This is a genomic window from Halorubrum sp. C191 (assembly GCF_002727095.1).
Classification (GTDB): Archaea; Halobacteriota; Halobacteria; order Halobacteriales; family Haloferacaceae; genus Halorubrum; species Halorubrum ezzemoulense.
In genome coordinates this window covers 1-25,248 of sequence record NZ_NHNZ01000104.1, presented here as the reverse complement: position 1 = coordinate 25,248, position 25,248 = coordinate 1, and the positions used below count along the sequence as shown (strand labels likewise).

Annotated in this window: 21 protein-coding genes, 1 tRNA gene and 3 rRNA genes; 15 read left to right on the top strand and 10 right to left on the bottom strand. The window is 65.7% G+C overall.

Annotation, left to right across the window (positions count from 1 at the left end; all coding sequences use genetic code 11):
* The first annotated feature begins 750 nt into the window (after window positions 1–750).
* Window positions 751–2,493: a Cdc6/Cdc18 family protein gene (locus tag Z052_RS10525; RefSeq protein ID WP_049931964.1), complete on the top strand. Its 1,743-nt coding sequence runs from the start codon at window positions 751–753 to the stop codon at window positions 2,491–2,493.
* A 52-nt stretch (window positions 2,494–2,545) separates the two neighbouring features.
* Here Z052_RS10525 and Z052_RS10520 read toward each other — a convergent pair whose 3' ends face one another.
* Complete coding sequence (locus tag Z052_RS10520; protein ID WP_094519511.1) at window positions 2,546–3,586, bottom strand: S26 family signal peptidase; 1,041 nt, start codon at window positions 3,584–3,586, stop codon at window positions 2,546–2,548.
* A 129-nt stretch (window positions 3,587–3,715) separates the two neighbouring features.
* Between Z052_RS10520 and Z052_RS10515 the strand changes: the two genes are divergently transcribed.
* A complete protein-coding gene (locus Z052_RS10515) occupies window positions 3,716–5,425 on the top strand; it encodes a DNA-directed DNA polymerase II small subunit (RefSeq protein ID WP_094519510.1) in 1,710 nt (569 codons plus the stop codon).
* A 32-nt stretch (window positions 5,426–5,457) separates the two neighbouring features.
* Here the strand turns inward: Z052_RS10515 and Z052_RS10510 are convergent, their stop codons facing one another.
* The 4 genes from Z052_RS10510 to Z052_RS10495 form a co-directional block, all read right to left on the bottom strand.
* Window positions 5,458–6,090, bottom strand: a complete 633-nt coding sequence (locus tag Z052_RS10510; protein ID WP_094519509.1) for a YigZ family protein — start codon at window positions 6,088–6,090, stop codon at window positions 5,458–5,460.
* Window positions 6,087–6,587 (bottom strand): hypothetical protein, encoded by a 501-nt coding sequence (locus tag Z052_RS10505; RefSeq protein ID WP_049931958.1) that lies wholly within the window; start codon window positions 6,585–6,587, stop codon window positions 6,087–6,089. The genes Z052_RS10510 and Z052_RS10505 overlap by 4 nt, the downstream gene beginning before the upstream one ends.
* 7 nt (window positions 6,588–6,594) lie before the next feature.
* Complete coding sequence (locus Z052_RS10500; RefSeq protein WP_049931956.1) at window positions 6,595–7,200, bottom strand: hypothetical protein; 606 nt, start codon at window positions 7,198–7,200, stop codon at window positions 6,595–6,597.
* Between the two features lie 90 nt (window positions 7,201–7,290).
* Window positions 7,291–8,226 (bottom strand): MBL fold metallo-hydrolase, encoded by a 936-nt coding sequence (locus Z052_RS10495; RefSeq protein WP_094519508.1) that lies wholly within the window; start codon window positions 8,224–8,226, stop codon window positions 7,291–7,293.
* A gap of 132 nt (window positions 8,227–8,358) precedes the next feature.
* On the opposite strand from Z052_RS10495, the gene Z052_RS10490 reads away from it, so the two are divergent.
* Together Z052_RS10490 and Z052_RS10485 are read left to right on the top strand one after the other, a co-directional pair.
* Complete coding sequence (locus Z052_RS10490) at window positions 8,359–9,303, top strand: NAD(P)H-binding protein (protein ID WP_049931954.1); 945 nt, start codon at window positions 8,359–8,361, stop codon at window positions 9,301–9,303.
* Window positions 9,300–9,968 (top strand): hypothetical protein, encoded by a 669-nt coding sequence (locus Z052_RS10485; RefSeq protein ID WP_049932142.1) that lies wholly within the window; start codon window positions 9,300–9,302, stop codon window positions 9,966–9,968. The genes Z052_RS10490 and Z052_RS10485 overlap by 4 nt, the downstream gene beginning before the upstream one ends.
* 114 nt (window positions 9,969–10,082) lie before the next feature.
* On the opposite strand, the gene Z052_RS20225 is transcribed toward Z052_RS10485, so the two are convergent.
* Window positions 10,083–10,250 (bottom strand): DUF5786 family protein, encoded by a 168-nt coding sequence (locus Z052_RS20225; RefSeq protein ID WP_222104448.1) that lies wholly within the window; start codon window positions 10,248–10,250, stop codon window positions 10,083–10,085.
* A gap of 125 nt (window positions 10,251–10,375) precedes the next feature.
* Between Z052_RS20225 and Z052_RS10480 the strand changes: the two genes are divergently transcribed.
* Window positions 10,376–11,425: a DUF5784 family protein gene (locus Z052_RS10480; RefSeq protein ID WP_094519507.1), complete on the top strand. Its 1,050-nt coding sequence runs from the start codon at window positions 10,376–10,378 to the stop codon at window positions 11,423–11,425.
* Window positions 11,426–11,531: 106 nt separating this feature from the next.
* On the opposite strand, the gene Z052_RS10475 is transcribed toward Z052_RS10480, so the two are convergent.
* On the bottom strand, window positions 11,532–11,816 hold the full coding sequence (locus tag Z052_RS10475; RefSeq protein ID WP_094519506.1) for a DUF2795 domain-containing protein: 285 nt from the start codon (window positions 11,814–11,816) through the stop codon (window positions 11,532–11,534).
* A gap of 167 nt (window positions 11,817–11,983) precedes the next feature.
* Here Z052_RS10475 and Z052_RS10470 point away from each other — a divergent pair, with 167 nt between their 5' ends.
* Genes Z052_RS10470 through hemB form a run of 3 tightly spaced genes read left to right on the top strand, consistent with a single transcriptional unit; the run spans window position 11,984 to window position 14,077 of the window.
* Window positions 11,984–12,859: a PHP domain-containing protein gene (locus Z052_RS10470; protein ID WP_094495462.1), complete on the top strand. Its 876-nt coding sequence runs from the start codon at window positions 11,984–11,986 to the stop codon at window positions 12,857–12,859.
* A 25-nt stretch (window positions 12,860–12,884) separates the two neighbouring features.
* Window positions 12,885–13,049: a DUF6757 family protein gene (locus Z052_RS20490; RefSeq protein ID WP_167373086.1), complete on the top strand. Its 165-nt coding sequence runs from the start codon at window positions 12,885–12,887 to the stop codon at window positions 13,047–13,049.
* A 47-nt stretch (window positions 13,050–13,096) separates the two neighbouring features.
* Complete coding sequence (hemB, locus tag Z052_RS10465; protein ID WP_049931948.1) at window positions 13,097–14,077, top strand: porphobilinogen synthase; 981 nt, start codon at window positions 13,097–13,099, stop codon at window positions 14,075–14,077.
* Between the two features lie 223 nt (window positions 14,078–14,300).
* Here hemB and Z052_RS10460 read toward each other — a convergent pair whose 3' ends face one another.
* Window positions 14,301–14,543: a ferredoxin gene (locus Z052_RS10460; RefSeq protein WP_049931946.1), complete on the bottom strand. Its 243-nt coding sequence runs from the start codon at window positions 14,541–14,543 to the stop codon at window positions 14,301–14,303.
* A 364-nt stretch (window positions 14,544–14,907) separates the two neighbouring features.
* Between Z052_RS10460 and Z052_RS10455 the strand changes: the two genes are divergently transcribed.
* Both Z052_RS10455 and Z052_RS10450 read left to right on the top strand, forming a co-directional pair.
* Window positions 14,908–15,162 (top strand): hypothetical protein, encoded by a 255-nt coding sequence (locus Z052_RS10455; protein WP_049931944.1) that lies wholly within the window; start codon window positions 14,908–14,910, stop codon window positions 15,160–15,162.
* A gap of 72 nt (window positions 15,163–15,234) precedes the next feature.
* Window positions 15,235–17,910 carry a valine--tRNA ligase gene (locus Z052_RS10450; protein WP_094519505.1) on the top strand — a complete coding sequence of 892 codons (2,676 nt, stop codon included), beginning with the start codon at window positions 15,235–15,237 and terminating at the stop codon, window positions 17,908–17,910.
* A gap of 30 nt (window positions 17,911–17,940) precedes the next feature.
* On the opposite strand, the gene Z052_RS10445 is transcribed toward Z052_RS10450, so the two are convergent.
* Complete coding sequence (locus tag Z052_RS10445) at window positions 17,941–18,996, bottom strand: quinone-dependent dihydroorotate dehydrogenase (protein ID WP_049931940.1); 1,056 nt, start codon at window positions 18,994–18,996, stop codon at window positions 17,941–17,943.
* Between the two features lie 100 nt (window positions 18,997–19,096).
* Complete coding sequence (locus tag Z052_RS10440) at window positions 19,097–19,300, bottom strand: hypothetical protein (protein ID WP_049931938.1); 204 nt, start codon at window positions 19,298–19,300, stop codon at window positions 19,097–19,099.
* Window positions 19,301–19,643: 343 nt separating this feature from the next.
* On the opposite strand from Z052_RS10440, the gene Z052_RS10435 reads away from it, so the two are divergent.
* The 5 genes from Z052_RS10435 to rrf all read left to right on the top strand — a co-directional run.
* Window positions 19,644–19,973, top strand: coding sequence for a non-histone chromosomal MC1 family protein (locus Z052_RS10435; RefSeq protein WP_049931936.1), 330 nt, complete (start codon window positions 19,644–19,646; stop codon window positions 19,971–19,973).
* 522 nt (window positions 19,974–20,495) lie between these two features.
* Window positions 20,496–21,921: ribosomal RNA gene (locus Z052_RS10425) — 16S ribosomal RNA — on the top strand.
* Window positions 21,922–21,970: 49 nt separating this feature from the next.
* Window positions 21,971–22,042, top strand: a tRNA-Ala gene (locus tag Z052_RS10420).
* 270 nt (window positions 22,043–22,312) lie between these two features.
* A 23S ribosomal RNA gene (locus Z052_RS10415) occupies window positions 22,313–25,013 on the top strand.
* Window positions 25,014–25,143: 130 nt separating this feature from the next.
* A 5S ribosomal RNA gene (gene rrf, locus Z052_RS10410) occupies window positions 25,144–25,248 on the top strand; the annotation flags it as partial.

Genomic DNA, 25,248 nt, shown 5'->3' with positions numbered 1-25,248 from the left:
TTGATGTTGATGGAGGAAAGGATACATGTGTTTTTTTAGTTTTTTTTTTTTCGGTGGGGTGGTGGCCGGTTGAACCGGAGTTGTCCAGGGTTGTCTGTGGGCGGCAAGAAAAATACGGCTATAAACAAGATAAAATAACTACAAACATACTAATATATTCTATAGTAGATTGCCGAGGGTACTGTTCTACGCTATAGATATTAAATCTACCTCTGTTACATAGAGCTCTTCGACCCCCTCCCCACCCCTGATCGCTGTTCCACACGAAACGAAGGGGTGGGGGGGTCCATTCGAAGAGAACAATCAGTCGGCACTCCAGACCGCGCCCACAACCGGGAGATCGGGAACGACCAACGGAACTCCCAGCCGGATGATTGGTTCCTTCACGGCGACTCCCACTCATCAGGTCGAATGTGGACCGACTGATCTGCCGATGAGACGACCCGTTCGGCGATATCTCGTCAAACGTCGTGGAGCTTTCCCGTCTGTCGCTGGGATCACCTCATTTTCTCGACCAGTCTGTCCGGCGATTGGTTCGGTTCGGACGGGGTCTGTCTCCACCTGTTCGCTGGACTAATGGGGACGTTTCAACTCCAGAGAGGAACACTTTTGTACCGTCTCTTCATCTGGTTCGACTGTATCAAGTGGACGCGGTCGATGTCGTATTCGACCGCGAATGCGTATTTCCGACCGGAGACGGCGTGAGAATCGGTTCTCTTGGTCGTCTCCACCTGAAACGGAGGGGTTCACATGGACGAAGGCGATCACACACCGCGGGCTGACGACGGCACTGATCAGACCGACGACGATGACTCGGTCGACGACGACTCGGACCGTAGCGACGGCTCCGCGTCCGATATCGCTGATCTGAACTCCGATGGCCCGCCCGAGACCGGTTCCGACTTCGGTGACGACCCCGACCGTGACGCCGACTCCAGTGAGGACTCCGACCGCGACTCGGGATCCCGCTCCGTACCCGACCCGGTAACGGACGCCGGACCCGAAACCGCGGAGATCGACAACGGCAGTCGCGACCGATCGTCGCCCGACGTCGACTTCGACGGCGTCGTCCTCGACGACGACGACAATCAGGGCCTGTTCGACGACCTCCTCTCCGGCGAGCCGATCTTCGAGAACAAGGAGGTCCTCCGGCCCTCGTACACCCCGCACGAACTCCCGCATCGGAACGACCAAATCAACCGGATGGCGACGATCCTCGTCTCCGCGCTCCGCGGCGAGACCCCTTCGAACATCCTCATCTACGGGAAGACGGGAACCGGGAAGACCGCCTCGGCGAAGTTCGTCTCGCAGGAGCTCGAGTCCACCTCGCAGAAGTACGACGTACCCTGCGAGGTCGAGTACATCAACTGCGAGGTGACCGACACCCAGTACCGCGTCCTCGCCCAGCTCGCGAACACGTTCATCGAGGAGAACCAAGCGGTGATCGCCGATCAGCTGGAGCGACTCGAAGGCCTCCGCGCGGACGCGACGGACGCCGACGAGACGGCCGGCCGCGACGCGGCCGCCGCCCTCGCCGACACCGAGTTCGACTCGATCGAGGACCTCGACGACCGCATCGAGACGCTGGAGGACGACGCCGACGAGATGGAGGAGGTCCCGATGACGGGGTGGCCGACCGACCGCGTCTACTCGACGTTCTTCGAGGCGGTCGACTACCACGAGCGCGTGGTCGTGATCATGCTCGACGAAATTGACAAGCTCGTCGAGAAGAGCGGCGACGACACGCTCTATAACCTCTCGCGGATGAACTCCGAGCTCAACCGCTCGCGCATCTCCATCATGGGGATCTCGAACGATCTCAAGTTCACCGACTTCCTCGACCCCCGCGTCAAGTCGAGCCTCGGCGAGGAGGAGATCGTTTTCCCGCCGTACGACGCTAACCAGCTCCGCGACATCCTCCAGCACCGCGCCGACACGGCGTTCAAGCCCGACGCGCTCACCGACGACGTGATCCCCCTCTGCGCCGCCTTCGCCGCGCAGGAACACGGCGACGCGCGCCGGGCGCTCGACCTCCTCCGCACCGCGGGCGAACTCGCCGAGCGCTCGCAGGCCGAGATCGTCGCGGAGAAGCACGTCCGGCAGGCGCAGGACAAGATCGAACTCGACCGCGTTGTCGAGGTCGTCCGCACCCTCCCGACACAGAGCAAGATCGTCTTATTCGCCGTGATCCTCCTGGAGAAGAACGGCGTTCATAACATCAACACCGGCGAGGTGTTCAACATCTACAAGCGGCTCTGCGAGGAGATCGACGCCGACGTGCTGACCCAGCGGCGCGTCACCGACCTCATCAGCGAACTCGACATGCTGGGGATCGTCAACGCCGTCGTCGTCTCCAAGGGCCGCTACGGGCGAACGAAAGAGATGGGTCTCTCCGTGCCGGTCGAGGAGACCGAGGCGGTCCTCCTGTCCGACTCTCGGCTCGGCGACATCGAAAACGCGCAGCCGTTCGTTCAGGCGCGGTTCGACAACTGACGCCGACCGCGCCGCCTCTGACACGTCTGACGTCGGCGTGTCGCGTCCGCAGTTACCCCGCGGCCGAGAAACCCGACGACGCCGGAGAGAGGCTACTTCCAACCGTCCGCGCTATCGCCTCGTTCAGCTCTACCTGCCCCGTCGCGACCAGCCGGATGTAGCCGAGATACGGGACTCGGACCCGCGCCACCCCGTTCACCCACTCCGCTCTAACAGGCGGCGAGAGTCCGCTGGCCTGGTCGTAGGCCCCGTTGTTGTCCCCCAGCGTGATGTAGCCGTCGTGCGGCGCCGGGCAGTTGGCGAGCGACTCGCAGTCGACGGCGTTGTGATACCGATCGTCGGCGCGGTCGTACCAGTTCTCTCCCTCTGTCACGTGGAACCTAGCCCGGTGGATGATGGGCGATCCGGTCCGACCCGGGGGCGTGTATATCATCACGGAGCCGTAGGATCCGAACGTCCGGTAGTCGACCTCCTGACCAACCTCGTGCGTGACGACGCCGACGCCGTTCTCGGCCGCGTCCGGCGCCAAGCGTCCCGGCTCGGTGACGAACACGAGGTCGCCGACCTGCATGTTCGGCTCCATGCTCCCCGACTCGACCGCGACCATGGGTGGCCACACGCCGCTCACGCCGAACAGCAGCAGCCCGACCAGAAGGACGACGGCGACGCTCGACAGCATCTCGCGGATCCACATCAGCGCGCCCTCCCGGTCGTGACGGAACCGATACAGGAACGACTCGTCCGGGTCGCCGTCCGACGATCTTGTCGATCCGAGGCCCGCCTTGGTAGCGATATCCTCGCCGTCGCGAGGGGCCTCGTCGTGAGAGTCGGCGCCGTGAGACGCACCGTCGTGAGCGTCGGCGCGATCGGGTTCGCCCGGCTGCTCGGCCTCGGGCCGAGAACCGGGCTCGGGCCGAGAACCGGGCTCGGGCTCAGTGTCAGGTGCGTCGCCGCCCGCTCCGTCGGACGCTTCGTCTTCTAACTCGTCAGAAACGCCGCCTCCTCCGTCGTGAGCCGTTGCCGATTCGCTTCGGTTCCGCTCGTCTCGATCGGCCGACTCGTCGCCGTCTGTCGGCCGATCCCCTTCATCCATTACGACGCGTTTGGGGGGTTTCGCTCATAAGCTTCCGGGTCTCGGGAGTTCCCCTACCTCCTGACTCCGGCTCCGACTCCAGCCGACGCCTCCGGAACGGTTTTGCCCGTGACCCCCCTTTCGAGTGTCGTGCCGCTGGAGTCGAACGCCCGGATCGCGAAAGCCCTCGCCGAGCGCGGCTACAACGCCGAACGCGAGGCGGTCACCTTACTCGCGGGCGCGACGGACCCGACCGCGGCGATCGCGGCCACCGTCGACCGCGCCCCGGACGAGGCGCTTCGGATCACCGCCGACCACGTCCGCGAAGCGATCGACCACACCGATAAATCGGCCGCTCCCCCGGACGAAACCGGACAATCTCCAGTCGAAACGAAGGGGTCATCAGCCACCGAACCCGGCGCGACCGAGACCGTCGCCGACCCAGTGACGACCGACGGCGCTTCGGCTATGGATGTCGATACGGGGGCCGCTAGCGACCCCGCGACGGCCGACACCCCAACCGTCGACCCCACGACTACCGATTCACCGACTGCCGACCCCGCGACTACCGATTCACCGACTGCCGACCCCGCGACTGCCGATTCACCGACTGTCGACTCCGCGACCGCCGCCGATACCTCACGTGATCTCGACCTGCGCGATCTGGAGGTCGGCAACGACATGACCGGCCGCAGCACGGGAACCGGCGAGTACAGCGACTTCGTCACGACGTTCCGCGACCGCTACGAGCGGCTCTCGAAGGTCCTCCGCGGCCGCGTCAACCACCGACCGGCCGAAGCGATCGCGAACATGCCCGGCGGTAGCGACGCCGCGATGATCGGCCTCGTCAACGACGTGCGCTCCACGAAGTCGGGCCACTGGCTGGTCGAACTGGAGGACACCACCGGGACGTTCCCCGCCCTCGTGATGAAGGACAAGGGGCTCGCGGACGTCGTCGACGAAATCCTGTTGGACGAGTGCGTCGCGGTCGAGGGGACGCTCGCCGACGACGCCGGGATCCTCTTCGCGGACTCGCTCCACTTCCCGGACGTCCCCCGGACGCACAACCCTGGCGGCGCCGACCGTCACGTCCAGGCCGCGCTGATCTCCGATGTCCACGTCGGCAGCGACGAATTCATGGCCGACGCGTGGCACAGCTTCGCGGACTGGCTCCACACGCCCGAGGCCGACCCCGTCGAGTACATCCTGCTCGCGGGCGACATGGTCGAGGGCGTCGGCGTCTACCCGGACCAGGACGAGGAGCTGGATATCGTCGACATCTACGAGCAGTACGAGGCCTTCGCGGAACACCTCAAGGAGGTACCGGCGGACACCGAGATCGTGATGATCCCGGGCAACCACGACGCGGTCCGGCTCGCGGAGCCGCAGCCCGGGTTCAACGACGAGATCCGCGCGATCATGGACGTCCACGACGCGCGGATCGTCTCGAACCCGGCGACGGTCTCCGTCGAAGGCGTCGAGGTGCTGATGTACCACGGCGTCTCGCTCGACGAGGTGATCGCGGAGCTCCCGGAAGAGAAGGCGAGCTACGACGAACCGCACAAGGCGATGTACCAGCTGCTGAAGAAGCGTCACGTCGCGCCGCAGTTCGGCGGGCACACCCGCGTCGCGCCGGAGGAGCGCGACTACCTCGTCATCGAGGATGTCCCCGACGTGTTCCACACCGGCCACGTCCACAAGCTCGGTTGGGGAAAGTATCACAACGTCCTCGCGGTCAACTCCGGCTGCTGGCAGGCCCAGACCGACTTCCAGAAGTCAGTCAACATCGACCCCGACGCCGGCTACGCGCCGATCCTCGACCTCGACACGCTCGACATGACGGTCCGGAAGTTCTCGTAAATCGGCCGGAACGAACGAGCCCCTCTCGACCGCTATCGACCGATCTCTACCCGCCCGCTCGTCGCGTCGTTGAGCCGCTCGCGGAGCGCGTCGACCTGCGCGACGGGCACTCGGAGGTCGAACCGAACCCGCTCGCCGTAGTCGGCGTCGAACTCGACGCCGGACGACTCGATCACTCCCCGGACCGTCCCCGAGTCGTCGTACTCGGTCTCGACGACCAGACTTCGGTGCGGGCGCTCCTCGGTCACTCCCGCCGCGTCGACACCCTCCTTCATTGCGCGCGAGTAAGCGCGCGCGAGCCCCCCGACTCCGAGGTTCGTCCCGCCGTAGTAGCGCGTCACCACCGCGGCGACGTTCCGGATCTCGCGCTGCTGGAGGACGTTCAGGGCCGGTTTCCCGGCGGAGCCGGTCGGCTCCCCGTCGTCTGACGAGTACTCCCTGAGCATCGGTTCCGACCCCCGAGCGCGCTCGGACGGCTCGCCCGCGGGAACCCGGTACGCGGGCACGTTGTGGGTCGCGTCGGCGTACTCGTCTCGGACTGCCTCGACGAACGACTCCGCCGCTTCGACCGTGTCGACCGGCGCGACGTGGCCGAGGAACTCCGACCCCTGGACCTCGAACCGCGCCGTCGCGCGCTCGGCGACGGTCCGGTACGCGTCGGTCACGGCGTCCCCTCGTCGGCCTCCGGCTCTCCTTCGGCTCCGTCCGCCTCGCGACGCTCGACGACCACGCTCGTCGGCGGCGCGAGCCGGAACAGCGCGAGGTAGGCGGCGAATCCGACGACTTCGACGATCACCGCGACGACCGCGAGCGGCTCCGCCGCCAGCGCCGCGGCCGCGCCCGTCCCGTGCCACGCGAGGAACCCGCCGAGGAACGTTCCGAGCGTTCCCGCGCCGAGCGCGTACAGTCGGCGGTACTCGCCGGCCCGCAGCGTCGCGACCGCGACGGCCACCGCGAGCGCGCTCCCGGCGACGAACAGGTACGGGCGGGCGTCCGGGGGCGAGCCGAGCCGCGGCCACGCCCATAGGAGGTGGACCGCCGCGGCGACGACCGCGGCCTGGACGGCGACCCACCGGAGGAGGCGTTTTCTCGGGGTGTCGCGGCCGGCAGCCCCCTCATCTCGACTCGGGTCCGCCCCGCCTAGCGCGGTGTCAGCGCTCATCGAGGCCTCACTCCCACGGGTGGTTCCCGCGCGCGTCCGGCCACAGCGGGTACCAGTACGACTCGTCGTCCTCTAAGCCGAGCTCGCCGTCGAGGACCGACTGGAGCTTGAACTCGACCTGCTGGCTCCGGTCGTTCGTCCCCCGCGGCGCGAACGGGTAGTACGCGCCGCGCCGGAACGAGTAGATCCAGTAGGCCGGGCCGTCGTCGTTCTCGAAGCCGAACACGGCCGCGAGCAGCCGCGACCCGAACCCCTCCTCGATGAACTGGTCGGCCGCGAAGTGGACGCTCGTGACGAGGTCCTCGGGGTCGTCGTCCTCGAGGACGAACCACTGGTACCCGTGGTCGTCCTCGTACCGGTGGAAGCCGGTGCCGGTGTCGATCTCGCCGGCCTCTAGGATCGACTCGACGCTCTCGACCGCGTCGTCGAAGCGAGTGCTGTCCATGCCGGAGAAACACAGGGCGGCCTCGCCGCAGTGGTCGTACCCGAGGTCCGCCTGCATCGTCAGATACGCGGTCGACATCCCGAAGAGGTCCTCGGGGTCCGCCTCGCGGGTCGCGTCGGTCTCGGCGCTGGTCCCGAGCACGGCCCGGATCGTGTCGAAGATACCCATCTGCTCCCCGCTACGTGCGGCGGGGTTTAGGGCGTTTCTCTCGGGTCCGCCGTCGCTGGCCCCTCGATTACTCCTCGCCGACGCCTTCGACTACTCCTCGCCGACGTCCGCCGCCGGAATCTCGTCGACGTGGTCAAGATACGTCAACACTCCTCTAACGTTCAGCCCCGTGTTCGCCCGCGCTCGCTCCCGAGTCCAGTAGTCGACGTTGCGACTCGCCGCCTCGAAGTGTTCGACCACCGCGTTGTCGTCGTCGAGCTCCGCGCGCTTCTGCCGGACCGCCTCCACCCACTCGACGTACGCCCGCTTCGCCTCACCGATCAGCGTCGACTCGTAGCTCCGGGGTCCGAAGTGTCCGAAGCAGACCGTGTCGGGGTCGAGCCGCTCGATCAGCCGGAGGTCCTCGAGGCACTGCTCTAGGTCGAACTGCGGCGGCGGGGTCGTCGGCACCACGTCGTCGACCTCTGGGACGTAGATCCCGGCGGCGTCGGCGGTGAAGACCACGTCCGCCTCCGGCTCGTGGTAGACCGCGTGGTGGGGGGCGTGCCCGGGCGCGTCGTGGACGATCAGCTCGCGGTCGCCCAGATCGATCCGGTCTCCGTCGGCGACGCCCGTGATCCGGTCTTCCGGGACGGGCTCCGGCTCCGCGTAGTACGTCCACTGCCCCTCGACCGCCGACTTGGTTCCCGCGACGAGCGCCTCGGGGTCGACGAGGTGTCTGACTCCCTCCTCGGGCACTCGGACCCCCGCGTTCGGGTAGCGCTCGGCGAGGTAGCCCGCCCCGCCGGCGTGGTCGAGGTGGGCGTGGGTCGGGAGGATCCACGCGAGCTCGTCGCGGTCGATGCCGATCGCCTCGATGCTCTCGAAGAGGGCCTCTCGGTTCGCCCCCGTCCCGGTATCTATCACGATCGGTCGCTCGGCGTCGTACACGTAGACTGCGCCGTACTCGTCGGTAGCGAACATCCCGGTGTCGTGGACGTACAGGTCCTCGACGCCCCGGACCGGTTCGAACTCGCCTGCGCGCATACCGGACGAGGGACCCGGGGGCACTTCTAGCGATCGGTCCGCAGGCCGACCGCGACGCTCAGCGCCGGGTCTCACGGGTCGGCGGCGATCGCGCGGGCCGGGGCTTATGGTCGCGCCGCCCGAGGGGACGGTATGCGAGTGCTCGTCACCGGTGCGACCGGGTTCGTCGGGAGCCGCCTCGTCCCGACGCTCCTCTCGCGCGGCCACGACGTGGTCGCGCTCGTCCGCGACGCCGACGGCTACGCGGCGCCCGAGGGGGTCTCCGTGGTCGAGGGGGACCTCTTGGAACCGGACACGCTCCCCCCGGCGTTCGAGATCGACGGCGAGACGGTCGACGCCGCGTACTACCTCGTCCACTCGATGGACGGCGGCCCGGGATACGAGGAGCGGGACCGTAACTGCGCGACCAACTTCGCGGCGGCGGCCTCGGCCGCGGGGATCGAACGGATCGTCTACCTCGGCGGGCTCGGTGAGGACCGCGAGGACCTCTCCGAACACCTCCGATCCCGACGCGAGGTCGAGCGGATCCTCGCGGAAGGCGACCCGGCGCTCACGGCCCTCCGGGCCGCGATCATCATCGGCGCCGGCAGCGCCAGCTTCGAGGTGATCGCGGGGCTCGCGCGGCGGCTTCCGGTGATGGTCACCCCGAAGTGGGTAGACACGCTGTGCCAGCCGATCGCGGTCGCCGACGTGGTCGCGTACCTCGCCGGCGTCCTCGCCGCCCCCGAGACCGCCGGCGAAACGCTCGAGATCGGCGGGCCGGAGGTGTTGACCTACGCGGAGATCCTCCGCCGGACCAGGCGACAGCTCGGCGGCGGGCTTCGCATCGTGCGGGTCCCGGTGTTGAGCCCGGGCCTGTCCGCCCGTTGGCTCCGGCTCGTCACCGACGTGAACCCGTACCTCGCGCGGTCGCTCGTCGAGGGGCTCCGGAACACCGTGATCGTCGAAGACGATCGGATCCGGGACCTCGTCCCGATCGAACGCACGTCGTTCGAACTCGCGGTCGCCCGGGCGCTGACCGACTCGCCGAACGCGCAGCGCCCGTGGCTGACGACGCTCCGGGGGATCCGCCCGTGAGCCGCGAGTACGGAGAGACGTGGGTGTACGAGAGCCTCGTCGGCGGCATCCCCGGGCTCGGGATCTCCCGGACGCTGGCGGTCGCGCTCCAGTTCGTGATCTTCGAGGTGGGCGTGGTGGCGCTCGGGTGGTACTACGGGGTCTGGAACGCCGTGGCCGCCGGGACGGTCGCCGTCGTCGTCGCCGCGGTCGGCAGCGTCGAGATGCACCGCTTGGGCGCGAAGAACCGCCTGCTCGGAACCCCTCCGGAACACAAGCGGCTGCTGTTCGGGTCGAGCATCGAGATCGTGTTGGGCGTGCTGGCGTTCATCGCGCTGGTGACGTACCTGTTCGCGTGGGACGGGACCCTCATCAACCGCCTGTTCGGCGCGGACCCGCCGATTCCCGTCGTCTACCTCACGCTGCTCGTCCTTTGGGACCTGACGTACCGCATCGGGACCTCGTGGTGGAGCGCGGTCGTCGCCCTGTGGCGCGCCGTCCACGTCGACCTCCCGTCCGAGGAGCGGGCGACCGTCCGCCGGCTCGACGCCGAGAACATCGGCTTCTCGCTCGTTCAGCTCGCGCTCGTCCCGTTCTTACTCTCCGAGCCCGTGCTGCTCGGCGCGGTGGTGGGGCACGTCATCGCGGTCGCGCTCGTCTGCGGCGCGGCGATCCTGCTCACGTGAGACGCGGTCGCTATCGGCAGCGAGTCCGGTACAATAACACGGCCGGTATCGAGAGCGCGACCGCTATCGGCGTTCGAGAACGGAATTAAAAGGCGCGGCGTCGCCGCGGCCGCGTCACTTCCCCTGAAGCTCTTCGAACTTGTCGAGGAGTGCCTCCGTGGAGTCGCCCGAGTCGTAGCTCAGGGAACCGGAGTACTCGGGCCGCTCCGCGTCGAAGTCGGCGTCGACTTCGCTGGTCTTCTTCTCGCGACGCTCATGTTCGGCCTCGTCATAGGCACCCATTGACATGGTACGACTACACTTGGCCGTTTCCTGTAATATACCTGTCGGTAAACGTATCATAGATGATGAAGGTTCGGCCACGTCCACCGGAATCGATTAACCCCGCGACGTGATACCAAACGCCCGTGGCCCAACCCCTCCGATTCAGGCGCTCGCCCGGCCGGTGGACCGCGGACCGGGTCCGGTCGCAGCTCGGCCGTCCCCTCGACGAGAACCTCGGGTCGACCACCGGCGACCCGTGGTTCGCGCCGCCGCCCGACTACGAGGCGCGGCGGTTCGACATGGACGACGACTCCTTCGCGCTGTTCTGCTGGACCGACGACGACGCCGACCCGCCGGCCGGCGCCGAGGGCGGTCCCGTCGGGTACTGGCTGGGCAACACGGAGACGCCGAGCGAGCTCTGGCGGACGGACAAGTACGGGTTCGACGAGGCGCCGTATCCCGTTTCTCGGTGGGCACAGCGGGAGCTGCTCGCCGGCCTCCACGACGACGAGCCGTGGCTGGCGGAGTACCCCCACGTCTCGTGGTTCTTTCTCCCCGTGTTCTGCTCGAAGGACGGCGCGGAGACGAGCCGGGCGTTCTTCCGCGACCACGCGGCCGGGTTCCCGGACGCGACCCGCGACGCCGGGACGGGGTTCGTCGAGGAGACCCTCCGACCGGGGGTGCTCGACGACTACCGCGAGACGATGGCCGGGAAGCTCGGTACCTCCGCCTCGCGGGACCTCGTCCGGATGAGCGCGGCCATCGCCGAGTTCACCGCGGCCCGGATCCTCGCGGACGCGGGGTACGAGGTCACCCCGGAGATCGAGGTGACGACGGGACACTCGCTCGACTTCCGCGCGACGGAGCCCGACACCGGGACCGGTCACCTCGTCGAGGTCACGCGCCCGCAGCCGACCGCGGGGCGGTCCGCGAACGATCCGGTCGCCGCCGTCCGCGACACCGCCGAGACGAAGACCAGCGGACAGCTCGCGGCCCACGCCGGCGGCGTCACGCTGTTCGTCGACTGCTCGTCGTTTCCCGCCGACGAGTGGGCCGCCGTGCGTGAGGCCGAACCCGCGGTCCGTCACAAGCCCGCGGTCGTCTACCGCGCCGAGCCGGACGGGTCGATCGAGGGCTATCGGAAGGGGTCGGTCCCGCTCGACCTCTCCGGGGTCGTCGACGGCGTCTCGTAGCCTCGCGGGGTTCCGCCGAGCCGAGCTCTCTCCCTCGCAGCGGATCGGCGACGCTCCGCGATCGAGTTTCGAAAAAACGTGCGTGGATCCCGCGCGGTTCGCCGCCTCAGAACGAGACGGGCGAGGGCTCGTCCTCCGCGTCGGTGGTCGGGTCGCGGTCCGAGTAGAACCGGCGACCGACGCCGCGGTGACAGACGCCGGCCCGGAGCGTGGTGAACACGTCCTCCGCGTCTTCGAACGTCTGATCGCCGAACCGCTCCAAGACGTCGCCGAGCCGCTCGGACCCGTTCGCGAGCTCTACGGTCGCGTTTCCGTGAGCCGCGATGATCTCCTCAGAGGTGGTCGGGTACTGGTGCCGTTCGAGTCGGTCGTCGACGCCGTTCAAGCGCATCAACAGTAGGGAGCCGCCAGCAGTCCTTAATGATTGTCCATGTACGACCTTAGTCGGAGGGGATACCTTATATTGCCTTATATCGGGCCTGCTCCGGTTCGACGGCCCGGTCCGATCGGTCCCCTCGAACCGCCGTCGCTTAGTGGCGCGCCCGACTATTCGCCGGTATGCCCGCCGCCTCTGACGACCGCGTCGTCGCCGACCTCCACGCCCACACGACCCTCTCGGACGGCACGATGACGCTCGACGAAGTCCCCGCGGCCGCCCGCGAGGCCGGCGTCGACTGGGTCGCCGTCACCGACCACGACAGCGTTCACCCCGAGATAGACGCGCCGGTCGTCGTGCGCGACGGCGTCCGGATCGTCCGCGGGATCGAACTCCGCGTCGACGCCGGGTTCGGGCGGCTCGATCTTCTCGGCTACGGCGTCGAACACACCGACGCGCTCGACGCGGAGATCGACCGTCTCCAGCGCGACCGCCGAGAGCGCGGCGCCGCCATCCTCGACGCGGTCGAGGAGCGACTGGGCGTCGACCTCGACATCGAGCCCCGCGCCGGGCTGGGGCGACCGCACATCGCGCGGGCGATCGACGAGTCGGAGGCCCCCTACGACTACGCCGGGGCGTTCGACGAGCTGATCGGGAACGACGGTCCGTGTTACGTCGCGCGCGACGTGACGCCGCTCGACGAGGGGCTCGACCTCCTCGACGACGCCTGCGCGCTCGTCGGCCTCGCTCACCCGTTCCGGTACGAGCGCGTCGACGAGGCGCTCGACGTCGCCCGCGAGTCGGCCGCGATCGACGCGGTCGAGCGCTTCTACCCCTACGGTCGCGCCGTCGACGACTCGCGGATCGACCGCCTCGCCGCCGAGGCCGACCTGCTCAGAACGGGCGGGACGGACGCGCACGAGCGGACGCTCGGCGTCGCGGGCTTGACGGCGTCGGCGTTCGAGCCCGTCCGCGATCGGCTCCCCGAGGCGGTCCCGACAGACGGGTCCGCGACGGGCGACTCCGCCGCCGCGGCGACGCCCGACGAACAGGATTAAGCCCGCGCCGGACCGAGGGCCGAGTATGCGGTGTCACTACTGCGACCGGGAGGCCACGTACGAGGCGGAGCAGGGCGGCGTGGTCGTCGGCCTCTGCGAGTCCCACTTCAAACAGCGCGTCGAGGAGCTCGCCGAGTCGGACGAGCTCGCGGAGCTCCGCGACCGGATCGACGTCGAGTCCTCCGAGTAATCGGCCGGAGACGAACGCTAAAAGTCGGCGGGACCCGAACAACCGGTATGGACCTCACGGACCGGCCCCGCCGCCTCCGGACCGACGGCGTTCGCCCGCTCGTCGCCGAGACCGACCTCTCCGCGTCGGACCTCGTCGCCCCCGTCTTCGTCGACGCCACGACCGACGAGCGCGTCCCGATCGAGACGATGCCCGGCCACGAGCGCGTGCCGGTCGACGAGGCGGTCGACCGGGTCGCCGAGGTCAGCGACACCGGCGTCGAGGCCGTCATCCTGTTCGGCGTCCCCGAGTCGAAGGACGCGTCCGGGAGCCGGGCGTACGCGGACGACGGCGTCGTCCAGCGCGCGATCCGCCGGATTTCCGCCGAGACCGATGTCACCGTCATCGGCGACGTCTGCCTCTGTGAATACACCGAGCACGGACACTGCGGCGTGATCGAGGAGAGCGCCGAGTCGGATCCGACGCTCACCGTCAAGAACGACGAGACGCTGGACCTGCTGGCGCGCACCGCAGTCTCGCAGGCCGACGCGGGCGCCGACGTGGTCGCTCCCTCCGCGATGACCGACGGGCAGGTAAAAGCGATCCGCGAGGCGCTCGACGCGGCGGGTCACGAGGAGGTGGCCATCCTGAGCTACGCGGCGAAGTACGAGTCCGCCTTCTATGGCCCCTTCCGCGACGCGGCCGACGGCGCCCCCGCGTTCGGTGACCGACGCCACTACCAGATGGACCCCGCGAACCGCCGCGAGGCGCTCCGAGAGGCCCGCCTCGACGCCGAGCAGGGCGCCGACGTGCTGATGGTGAAACCCGGCCTGCCCTACCTCGACATCGTCGGCGACCTCCGGCGAGAGTTCGACCGTCCCATCGCGGCGTACAACGTCTCCGGCGAGTACGCGATGCTCCACGCCGCCGCGGAGAAGGGGTGGCTCGACCTGGAGGCGACCGCGCTGGAGTCGCTCACGGCGCTCAAGCGCGCGGGCGCGGACCTCATCATCACGTACTTCGCCGAGGACGTAGCCGATCAGTTATAAATAGACTCGGGCAGGAGTCGACGCGTTTCCCGACTATCTACCTCGGCGCGCGCCTCCGAGCGGTCGCCACCGGCGGCCGCGAGGAGCGCGTGCGATAGAGTCGCGAAAGGAGGCCGACGAGGCCGGGGAGGCGTGAGGCCGCGGGGCGGGGCTTCGGCGGTGTTCGCTCAGATCGAGACACCGGCTGTTGTTTATACCCAACCGATCGAGCGACCGGAACTGCTCACACCACCTGCTCGCCGTCGTCGTCGTACACCTCGATGGCGTCGACCGGGCACGAGCGCGCCGCGAACTTCGCGTCGAGCTCCTCGCCGTCGGGCACCTCGACGACGAACAGGTCCTCGTCCTCCTCGGTACTCCCCGCTAAGTCGGCCTTTCCGTCGTTCAGGTCCTTCTCGAAGGCGTCCCACTCGGCGACGCACTGGTACATCCCGACGCAGGTGTCGCGGTCGAACTCGACGTACATGCTCACCTGTTCGGCGAGCCGATACAAAGCGGTGACGACGAGACGTGTAGGGCTCCGGTTGGTTCTGATTCGATGACTGACTCGGATTCGACGGTCAATCCTCGGTAACTACCTCCGAAGCCCCGACCTCGTCGCTCGCTTCGCTCCCGACTCCAGCAAGAATCGAAGATGCTCCGGCAGCCGGCGCGCAGCGCCGGCGACCTCGCGCGCGCGACTCACAGCCTGACGACTGTTCGTCGGCACGCGTCCTGACAGCTGTTCGTCGGCACGCGTCACCGCAACCCCTCTCCGACACCGACCTCCCCCCCTCGGTTTCCAACAGCCGACCGCCCTTCTTAAGCGTCGCAGGCACCGATCGCCGCGTATGACCACGGTCTGGCTCGTTGACCGGCAGTTCGACTCGAAGGGGCTCGTGCGGCTCACCTACGCCACTGAGGACGGCAAGCGGATACACACGAAGGAGCTGGCCGAACAGCGGCTCGTCACCGGTGGCGGGATCACCGCCGGCCGCGAGGTCGACGAGACCGCGTTGGGGGAGACGCCCGCGGACGAGGTCGAGCGGTTCGCGACGGAGGCGTCGAAGATGGCGGCCGACCACGACCTCGACGACACGGTCTGAAGCGCTCGGCGTGCGCCGATGTCCCGCACAACCGAGCCCGTTAAGGGGGAACCGGCGGAACGTGTGACCGAAATGCCCAGTGGTGAGTACGACCCCGACGCCGTCGAGCCGCGCTGGCAGCGGCGATGGGTCGACGAGGAGACGTACGCCTATTCCGACGACGACCCGGTCGACCCGAACACCGTCTTCTCTATCGACACGCCCCCGCCGACGGTATCGGGCAGCCTCCACATGGGCCACCTGTACGGGTTCACCCTCCAGGACTTCGTCGCGCGCTTCGAGCGGATGAACGGTGGGGAGACGTTCTTCCCGTTCGGTTACGACGACAACGGCATCGCCTCCGAGCGGCTCACGGAGGACGAGCTCGACATCCGGCATCAGGACTTCGAGCGGCGCGAGTTCCAAGCGAAGTGCCGGGAGGTCTGCGCCGACTATGAGGAGCAGTTCACCGAGAACGTCCAATCGCTCGGCGTGTCGGTCGACTGGAACCACACGTACCAGACGATCGAACCCCGCGTCCAGCGCGTCTCGCAGCTGTCGTTCGTCGACCTGTACGAGCAGGGCCGGGAGTACCGCGAGAAGGCCCCCGCGATCTGGTGTCCCGAGTGCGAGACCGCCATCTCGCAGGTCGAGACCGAGGACGACGAGCAGGCCAGCCACTTCAACGACATCGCGTTCCCCGTCGCCGGACGCGACGGGAACGACGAGGTCGCCGACGAGTTCGTTATCTCGACGACGCGGCCCGAACTCCTCCCCGCGTGCGTCGCCGTCTTCGTCCACCCGGACGACGACGAGAACCAGGACCTCGTCGGCGAGTCCGCGGAGGTCCCGCTGTTCGGCCACGAGGTGCCGATCATCGCCGACGAGCGCGTCGACATGGAGACCGGCTCCGGCATCGTGATGTGCTGTACGTTCGGCGACCAGAACGACATCGAGTGGTACCAGGTCCACGACCTCGACCTCCGGGTCGCCATCGACGAGTCCGGCCACATGACCGACCTCGCCGGGGAGTACGAAGGGCTCCACGCCGACGAGGCGGGCGAAGTGATCGTCGAAGACCTCGACGAGGCGGGCGCGCTGCTCGACCGCCGCGACATCACCCACACGGTCAACGTCCACGAGCGCTGCGGGACGAGCGTCGAGTTCCTCGTCACCGAGCAGTGGTACATCGAGATGCTCGACAAGACGGACGAGTACCTCCAGATCGGTCGCGAGATGGACTGGTCGCCCGAGAAGATGTTCACCCGGTACGAACACTGGGTCGAGGGGCTCCAATGGGACTGGCTCATCTCCCGTCAGCGGTCATCCGGAATCCCGTTCCCGGTGTGGTACTGCGAGGGCTGCGGCGAGGAGGTCATCGCCGAGAAGGCCGACCTCCCGGTCGAGCCCCTGTCGGACGACCCGCCCGTCGACGCGTGCCCCGAGTGCGGGCACGACGCCTTCCAGCCGGAGGACGACGTGCTCGACACGTGGGCCACCTCCAGCCTCACGCCCCTCGTCAACGCCGGCTGGGACTGGGACGACGAGGCCGAGGAGTTCACGATGGAGCGCCCGGAGCTGTACCGGTTCGACCTCCGACCGCAGGGCCACGACATCATCAGCTTCTGGCTGTTCCACACCCTCGTCAAGTGCTACGAGCACACCGGTGAGGTCCCGTTCGAGGAGACGATGATCAACGGCCACGTCCTCGACGAGAACCGCGAGAAGATGTCGAAGTCCGTCGGCAACGTCGTCGAGCCCGAGGCGGTCCTCGAGGAGTTCCCCGTGGACGCCACGCGCTACTGGGCGGCCGGCACCGCCGTCGGCGACGACTTCCCGTTCAAGGAGAAGGACCTCCGCGCGGGCGAGAAGCTGATCCGGAAGCTGTGGAACGCCTCGAAGCTCGTCGAGTCGCTCGCGCCGGAGCCGTTCCCAGCCGAGCCCGAGGGAGGCCTCCGCGAGCTCGACCGCTGGCTCCTCGCCGAGCTCGACGCCGAGGTCGAGCGGCTCACCGAGCTCCTCGACGACCGCGCGTTCTCGAAGGCCCGCGACGAGCTCCGGAGCTTCTTCTGGAACACGTTCTGTGACGATTACCTCGAGATCGCGAAACAGCGCGAGGACGACGCGGCGGCATACACCCTCCGCACCGCGCACCGACGGTTCCTGAAGCTGTTCGCCCCGCTCCTTGCGCACGTTACCGAGGAGCTGTGGCACGACATGTACGCCGACGCGGTCGACGGGGCCACACCCGAAGGGGTCTCGCTCGCCGACGGTGCGAGCGACTCGATCCACCTCGCCGACTGGCCCGAGCCACTCGGAATCGAGGCCGACCGCGACGCCGGGACCGCCGCCACCGCCGTCGTCGGCGCGCTCCGGAAGTACAAAAGCGAGAATCAGCTCCCTCTCACCGCCGCGCTCGACGCGGTGGAGGTGTACGCCGACGTGCGGGGCTTCGAGGACGACATCACCGGCGTGATGCACGTCGACGACCTCGCGGTCCACCCCGACGGCGACGCGCCCGTCGAGACGGTGATCACGGGCATCGACCTCGACTACGCCACCGTCGGCCCGAAGTACGGCGATCAGGTCGGGGACATCGAGGCCGCTCTCGCGCAGGGGGAGTACAAGATCGACGGCGACGAACTTCACGTCGCGAGCGTCACGCTGGTCGACGACGAGTTCGCGGTCGAAGAAGAGCGGCAGTACCAGGGCGAGGGCGAGCTGCTTCAGGCCGACGACGTCGTCGTCATCGTGCGTAACGAGGCGTAGCCCGCCCTCCCCTTTCGCCTCTCGATCCGCTCACAGGTCCGCGCCGACCGCGTCCTCGATCGAGTCGAACTCGTCGCGTTCGAGCAGTTCGAGCAGTCCCTCGTTGATGTCACGCGCGAGGCTCGGCCCCTCGTAGACGAGCCCCGTGTATAGCTGGACGAGCGAGGCGCCGGCCCGTATCTTCTCGTAGGCCCCCGCGGCGTCTGAGATCCCCCCGACACCGATCACCGGCACGTCCGTGCGCTCGGCGACGAACCGCACCCGATCTGTCGCGAGCGATTCGATCGGCTTCCCCGAGAGGCCGCCGCGTTCCGCTCGGTTGTGACTCCGCACCGAGTCCGGCCGCGATGTCGTCGTGTTGGTCGCGATGACGCCGTCCAGATCGAGGTCGTCGACGACCCCGAGCGCGTCTTCGACCGCTGGCTCCGGAAGATCCGGGGAGAGTTTCACGAGGAGGGGGTCTGCGCCCGCGTCGTCCAGCGTCCCGAGGATCCGCTCCAGCGCGTCGCGGTTCTGGAGCTCGCGGAGTCCCGGCGTGTTGGGACTGGAGACGTTGACGACGAAGTAGTCGCCCGCGTCCGCGACGCGCTCGTACGTGTACAGGTAATCGTCCGGGGCGTCCTCGAGCGGTGTCGACTTCGACTTCCCGATGTTGATCCCGACCGGCACGTCCGGGAGCGGGTCGCGATCGAGCCGCTCGCCGACCACGTCGGCGCCCTCGTTGTTGAACCCCATCCGATTGACGAGCGCCTCGTCCTCGCGCAAGCGAAACAGCCGCGGACGGGGGTTCCCGGGCTGCCGCTCGGCGGTGACGCCGCCGACTTCGACGTGACCGAACCCGAGGGACGACAGCGCTCGCGGCACGTGTGCGTTCTTGTCGAAACCGGCGGCGACACCCACTGGATTCGGGAATTTCGACCCGAACGCGTCGACCGCGAGCCGCTCGTCGCCGACCACGTACCGCTCGGCGAGCGCGGCGGAAACCGGAGTCCCTTGAACGCCGCCGAGGAGTCCGTGGATCAGTCCGTGTGCGGTCTCCGGCGGCAGCCGGAACAGTGCTGGCTTCAACAGGTCATACGCGCCCATCGTGCGTGTCTCGTCACGAGCGACAATCAATCCGCCGACCGCAGTCCGCGTCGCGACCGCTCGGCGGCGTCCTTGCCGACGAAAATCCCGCGGGTCCGCGTCAGAAGTCGTGTTCGAGCTGCTCCGGGTTCGCGTCCGCCTTCTGGATGATTATCTTCCCGTCTCGGACTCGGACGAACACCTCGTCGCCGATTTCCATGCCGGCGACGGCGAGTTCGTCCTCGTGAAGGTTCACGTGGACGTTGTGGTACTCCCCCTCGTCGTCCTTGGCGCCACTGGGGCTGAGCTTCTTTTTGCGGACCATCGCGGGTGTACTTGTCGCACTTCGCCATAGCAGACACATAAGTGTTGTTTACGCGTATTCGTATGCCCGACGAGCCAACCGCACGGGTGCGTCGTCGGCTCCCTTGGCCGATCGACTCCCCGGCTAGTCGACCGACTGGCAACCCCCCTCCGACTGTTCGTGTGAACACCGTCTCGCGCTCGCCGTCCGCCTGAAATCCTCCGCGGGTCGGTCAACTCGTCTCGTCGGCGTTCCAAACCGCTAGCAGCGGCCGAGATAGTATATAAATGTTGTGCCGCACAGCTTTCATTTCCCCGATATATTTATTACACACTGTGTGCTGGTGTCACATGGAGGCAAAACCATGGTACGTGAAGACGGTAAGCGAAACTTTGCCCTTCGAGAGGAAGACGGATCGGAACCGAGTGAGTTCTCGGGGAACATGCCGCGTCAGGCGGCACTCAAGGCGGCTCGAACGCTCGAGCCGGCGCCTTCGGAAGAGGAGGCGCAACGAACGACGCTCCGTCTCCGTGAAAAGGGGACGCAGAAAGTCCACGAGTACGAGGGCTGGGCGTGGAAGGACAACGCCCCCGAGGTCGACGAGGCGGACGACGACTTCTGGCTCAACGACCTCAACGACATCACTAAGGCTAACGTCTCGAAGCAGGGCATCGAGTACCTCGACGAGGAGTAACTCCCGGACGCTCCGGTTCCGATCTATCGTTTTCGGTACTGCTCGACCGGAACAGTCCGGGCTTGATCACTACACCGGCACAGAGAACTCGTCTCGGATAGACGCTGCCGCACATCGATTCGATCCGGTCAGTTATCACTGTTTTACGCCATGAAACCGCATGACGTAGTGGAGTTGGTTCGACGGGGTTAAGTATACCCCGGGCATTCGAAGAAATGCGAAGAACGCAACGCGGACTCGGGCCGTTCAACTCGGCCCGGTTTCGCTGGACCCGTACCGTTTCGATGGGTTTATGACCCGTCGTCCGGTACGTTCAGGTCCGCGAAGGATGAGGATCGCGCCCCCTGCGCTCCGGCGTAAGCGGCGATCTGATGTGAGCCGTGGTCGTTCGGTGTCATCCAAGCCGCTGGATGGACCGGACACCACACAGACCAATGCAATGGTGTGTCAACCTTCGTCTCAACCGAAGTTGACACCCGCCAACACCCCCTTCGAGCCGGGAATCAGGCTCGAAGGATACTCATTCCGGTTGATCCTGCCGGAGGCCATTGCTATTGGGATCCGATTTAGCCATGCTAGTCGCACGAGTTCAGACTCGTGGCGAATAGCTCAGTAACACGTGGCCAAACTACCCTTCGGAACACAATACCCTCGGGAAACTGAGGCTAATAGTGTATACCATACCACCACTGGAATGAGTGGTATGCCAAACGCTCCGGCGCCGAAGGATGTGGCTGCGGCCGATTAGGTAGACGGTGGGGTAACGGCCCACCGTGCCAATAATCGGTATGGGTCATGAGAGTGAGAACCCAGAGACAGAATCTGAGACAAGATTCCGGGCCCTACGGGGCGCAGCAGGCGCGAAACCTTTACACTGCACGACAGTGCGATAGGGGGATCCCAAGTGCACAGGCATAGCGCCTGTGCTTTTCGGTACCCTAAGGCGGTACCAGAATAAGGGCTGGGCAAGACCGGTGCCAGCCGCCGCGGTAATACCGGCAGCCCAAGTGATGGCCGATCTTATTGGGCCTAAAGCGTCCGTAGCTGGCCGCGCAAGTCCATCGGGAAATCCACCTGCTCAACAGGTGGGCGCCCGGTAGAAACTGCGTGGCTTGGGACCGGAAGGCGCGACGGGTACGTCCGGGGTAGGAGTGAAATCCCGTAATCCTGGACGGACCGCCGATGGCGAAAGCACGTCGCGAGAACGGATCCGACAGTGAGGGACGAAAGCCAGGGTCTCGAACCGGATTAGATACCCGGGTAGTCCTGGCCGTAAACAATGTCTGCTAGGTGTGGCTCCCACTACGAGTGGGTGCTGTGCCGCAGGGAAGCCGCTAAGCAGACCGCCTGGGAAGTACGTCCGCAAGGATGAAACTTAAAGGAATTGGCGGGGGAGCACTACAACCGGAGGAGCCTGCGGTTTAATTGGACTCAACGCCGGACATCTCACCAGCATCGACTGTAGTAATGACGATCAGGTTGATGACCTTATCCGAGCTTCAGAGAGGAGGTGCATGGCCGCCGTCAGCTCGTACCGTGAGGCGTCCTGTTAAGTCAGGCAACGAGCGAGACCCGCACCCTTACTTGCCAGCAGTACCGCGAGGTAGCTGGGGACAGTAGGGGGACCGCCGTGGCTAACACGGAGGAAGGAACGGGCAACGGTAGGTCAGTATGCCCCGAATGTGCTGGGCAACACGCGGGCTACAATGGTCGAGACAAAGGGTTCCAACTCCGAAAGGAGACGGTAATCTCAGAAACTCGATCGTAGTTCGGATTGTGGGCTGCAACTCGCCCACATGAAGCTGGATTCGGTAGTAATCGCGTGTCACAAGCGCGCGGTGAATACGTCCCTGCTCCTTGCACACACCGCCCGTCAAAGCACCCGAGTGAGGTCCGGATGAGGCGTNNCTGTGTACCGTCCGCCCACCCACCGGCTTGGACACCGCAGAACGACCACGGCTCACACAACACGCGAGAACCTTCCCACCAGGGAAGGTGGGCTCATAGCTCAGCGGTAGAGTGCCTCCCTTGCAAGGAGGATGCCCTGGGTTCGAATCCCAGTGAGTCCATGTCCGTCCGAAGCGAATCCGTCCCCTTAAGTGGGAGACGCGATTCGATTCGGACACGACGACCGATGCACCATCCCGGGAAACCGCGGATGGGAAGGGTTCGACGAACGCCCCGTCACACCCGGGGCGATTCAATGACAACCGTGTATACGTGCGATCCAGACGTCCACTGAACTCATCCGAGTTCGTGGAACGTCAGTGAACCATATACAGTCGGGTGACACTATGTCACTTGACCGTCAGTGACTCTCCTTCGAGAGTCGACTGACACACTACTGGCTACTGTGCCAGCTGGTGAATGGCTCGGCTCGAGAGCCGACGACGGACGTGCCAAGCTGCGAAAAGCTCGTGGGACCCGCATGGAGGGAAAGAACACGAGATCTCCCAATCGGAATCCGTTCAACAATTGCCACGCGCAATAGGGAACGCCCTGAATTGAAACATCTCAGTAAGGGCAGGAAAAGAACGCAACAGCGATGTCGTCAGTAACCGCGAGTAAACGCGACACAGCCCAAACCGAAGGTCTTCGGACCAATGTGGTGTTCGGGTTGACAACCAAATCTCGACACTCTCTCAGAAGTCTCCTGGAACGGAGCGTGAAACAGGGTGACAACCCCGTATGAGAGAGCAGTACGGATGGCGTCAAATCCAGAGTAGTAGGGGTCGGATATCCTCTATGAACANNTGGCGATCGAGCGACAGGGCGTACAAGGCGTCTCTTGAAACGACCGAGGAGCGATCCTCTAGTAGGAAGAGAGACGAGCCGGCGTCGTGTCGTGCGTTTTGAAAAACGACCCAGGGAGTGCACTTGATTGGCGAGTCTAACCGGCGAACCCGGGAAGGCGCAGGGAAACCGATACGGCCGCAGCATTGCGAGGGCCACCGTGTTCAAGCGCGGGGAGTCAATCAGGTGCGACCCGAAACCAGGCGATCTACGCGCGAGCAAGGTGAAGCGTGGCGAAAGCCACGTGGAGGCCTGTTAGAGTTGGTGTTCTACAATACCCTCTCGTGACTCGTGTGTAGGGGTGAAAGGCCCATCGAGCCTGGCAACAGCTGGTTCCAACCGAAACATGTCGAAGCATGACCTCNNGGGAGTCCGGTGCGCGGGGTAAGCCTGTGTACCGTGAGGGGAACAACCCAGAGCCGGGTTAAGGTCCCAAAGTGTAGATTAAGTGCGATTCGAAGGTGGTCTCAAGCCCTAAACAGCCGGGAGGTGAGCTTAGAAGCAGCTACCCGCTAAGAAAAGCGTAACAGCTTACCGGCCGAGGTTTGAGGCGCCCAAAATGATCGGGGCTCAAATCTACCACCGAGACCTGGCCGTGCCCTTGACAGGGGCAACCGCGTAGGTTGGCGTACTGGTCGGACGGAAGCCCGGGCGAGAGCTCGTGTGGACCGTCCAGTAACGACAATCCTGGTCACAGTAGCAGCGATAGTCGGGTGAGAACCTCGACGGCCTGAAGAGCAAGGGTTCCTCGGCACTGCCGTTCAGCCGAGGGTTAGCCGGTCCTAAGGTGTACCACAACTTGACTACACCGACGGGAAGCTGGTTAATATTCCAGCGCCATCGTGCAGTAAACGCCGACGCCGTGTGGAACGCTGAGCCGGGCACTCGCCCGGTCGAATCGTGGAAACTCGTGGACGCCGTCACGGCACGAAGCGAGCGAAACGCGAAACAGCGAAAGTCAGCCGTACATAGGGCCCGTGAAAAGGCAAGCACGATGTCCGTACCGAGATCCGACACAGGTGCTCTGCCAGCGCAAGGCAAGGCCTGTCGGGAGAACCGACGTTAGGGAATTCGGCAAGTTAGTCCCGTACCTTCGGAAGAAGGGATGCCTGCTCTCTAAGGAGCAGGTCGCAGTGACTCGGGCGCTCCGACTGTCTAGTAACAACACAGGTGACCGCAAATCCGCAAGGACTCGTACGGTCACTGAATCCTGCCCAGTGCGGGTATCTGAACACCTCGTACAAGAGGACGAAGGACCCGTCAACGGCGGGGGTAACTATGACCCTCTTAAGGTAGCGTAGTACCTTGCCGCTTCAGTAGCGGCTTGCATGAATGGATAAACGAGAGCGCCACTGTCCCAACGTTGGACCCGGTGAACTGTACGTTCCAGTGCGGAGTCTGGAGACCCCCAAGGGGAAGCGAAGACCCTATAGAGCTTTACTGCAGGCTGTCGCTGAGACGTGGTCGCCGATGTGCAGCATAGGTAGGAGTCGTTACAGAGGTACGCGCGCCAGCGCGCCACCCAGACAGCATTGAAATACTACCCGTCGGTGACTGCGACTCTCACTCCGGGAGGAGTACACCGGTAGCCGGGCAGTTTGACTGGGGCGGTACGCGCTCGAAAAGATATCGAGCGCGCCCGAAGATCATCTCAGCCGGGTCGGGAATCCGGCGAAGAGCGCAAGAGCACAAGATGGTCTGACAGTGTTCTTCCCAACGAGGAACGCTGACGCGAAAGCGTGGTCTAGCGAACCTACGAGGTTCCGGAATGGGACCCGTAGATGACAGAAAAGCTACCTTAGGGATAACAGAGTCGTCACTCGCAAGAGCACATATCGACCGAGTGGCTTGCTACCTCGATGTCGGTTCCCTCCATCCTGCCCGTGCAGAAGCGGGCAAGGGTGAGGTTGTTCGCCTATTAAAGGAGGTCGTGAGCTGGGTTTAGACCGTCGTGAGACAGGTCGGCTGCTATCTATTGGGGGTGTGAGGTACCTGACGTGAACGAACGTATAGTACGAGAGGAACTACGTTTGGTCGCCACTGGTGTATCGGTTGTCCGGAAGGGCAGATGCCGAGTAGCCACGCGACACGGGGTAAGAGCTGAACGCATCTAAGCTCGAAACCCACATGGAAAAGAGGTACCACAGAGGTCACTCGTAGAAGACGAGTTCGATAGACTCGGGGTGTACGCACCGAGGCAACGAGGTGTTAAGCCCACGAGAACTAACAGACCGAGCCACATTCATTGGCGCTGACGCGCCACGACTCGCATGAGTTCAGGCGGTATCTGGATCGCACGTATACACGGTTGGTACCGAACCACGACCGACACAGGAGTCTCTATAGAGAGTCTCGGTTCGACTCCGAGAGTCGGCATAAAGGCGGCCAGAGCGGTGGGGACACACCCGTACCCATTCCGAACACGGAAGTTAAGCCCACCAGCGTACCGTGAAGTACTGGAGTGAGCGATCCTCTGGGAACC

Bases quoted from the DNA above. Each gene is read 5' to 3' on its own strand.
- Z052_RS10520 (WP_094519511.1), bottom strand. From the start codon at position 3,586: ATGGATGAAGGGGATCGGCCGACAGACGGCGACGAGTCGGCCGATCGA.
- Z052_RS10450 (WP_094519505.1), top strand. From the start codon at position 15,235: ATGCCCAGTGGTGAGTACGACCCCGACGCCGTCGAGCCGCGCTGGCAG.
- Z052_RS20490 (WP_167373086.1), top strand. From the start codon at position 12,885: ATGCGGTGTCACTACTGCGACCGGGAGGCCACGTACGAGGCGGAGCAG.
- Z052_RS10490 (WP_049931954.1), top strand. From the start codon at position 8,359: ATGCGAGTGCTCGTCACCGGTGCGACCGGGTTCGTCGGGAGCCGCCTC.
- Z052_RS10525 (WP_049931964.1), top strand. From the start codon at position 751: ATGGACGAAGGCGATCACACACCGCGGGCTGACGACGGCACTGATCAG.
- Z052_RS10505 (WP_049931958.1), bottom strand. From the start codon at position 6,587: ATGAGCGCTGACACCGCGCTAGGCGGGGCGGACCCGAGTCGAGATGAG.
- Z052_RS10475 (WP_094519506.1), bottom strand. From the start codon at position 11,816: ATGCGCTTGAACGGCGTCGACGACCGACTCGAACGGCACCAGTACCCG.
- Z052_RS10495 (WP_094519508.1), bottom strand. From the start codon at position 8,226: ATGCGCGCAGGCGAGTTCGAACCGGTCCGGGGCGTCGAGGACCTGTAC.
- hemB (WP_049931948.1), top strand. From the start codon at position 13,097: ATGGACCTCACGGACCGGCCCCGCCGCCTCCGGACCGACGGCGTTCGC.
- Z052_RS10440 (WP_049931938.1), bottom strand. From the start codon at position 19,300: ATGGTCCGCAAAAAGAAGCTCAGCCCCAGTGGCGCCAAGGACGACGAG.
- Z052_RS10460 (WP_049931946.1), bottom strand. From the start codon at position 14,543: ATGTACGTCGAGTTCGACCGCGACACCTGCGTCGGGATGTACCAGTGC.
- Z052_RS10500 (WP_049931956.1), bottom strand. From the start codon at position 7,200: ATGGGTATCTTCGACACGATCCGGGCCGTGCTCGGGACCAGCGCCGAG.
- Z052_RS10435 (WP_049931936.1), top strand. From the start codon at position 19,644: ATGGTACGTGAAGACGGTAAGCGAAACTTTGCCCTTCGAGAGGAAGAC.
- Z052_RS10470 (WP_094495462.1), top strand. From the start codon at position 11,984: ATGCCCGCCGCCTCTGACGACCGCGTCGTCGCCGACCTCCACGCCCAC.
- Z052_RS10445 (WP_049931940.1), bottom strand. From the start codon at position 18,996: ATGGGCGCGTATGACCTGTTGAAGCCAGCACTGTTCCGGCTGCCGCCG.
- Z052_RS10455 (WP_049931944.1), top strand. From the start codon at position 14,908: ATGACCACGGTCTGGCTCGTTGACCGGCAGTTCGACTCGAAGGGGCTC.
- Z052_RS20225 (WP_222104448.1), bottom strand. From the start codon at position 10,250: ATGGGTGCCTATGACGAGGCCGAACATGAGCGTCGCGAGAAGAAGACC.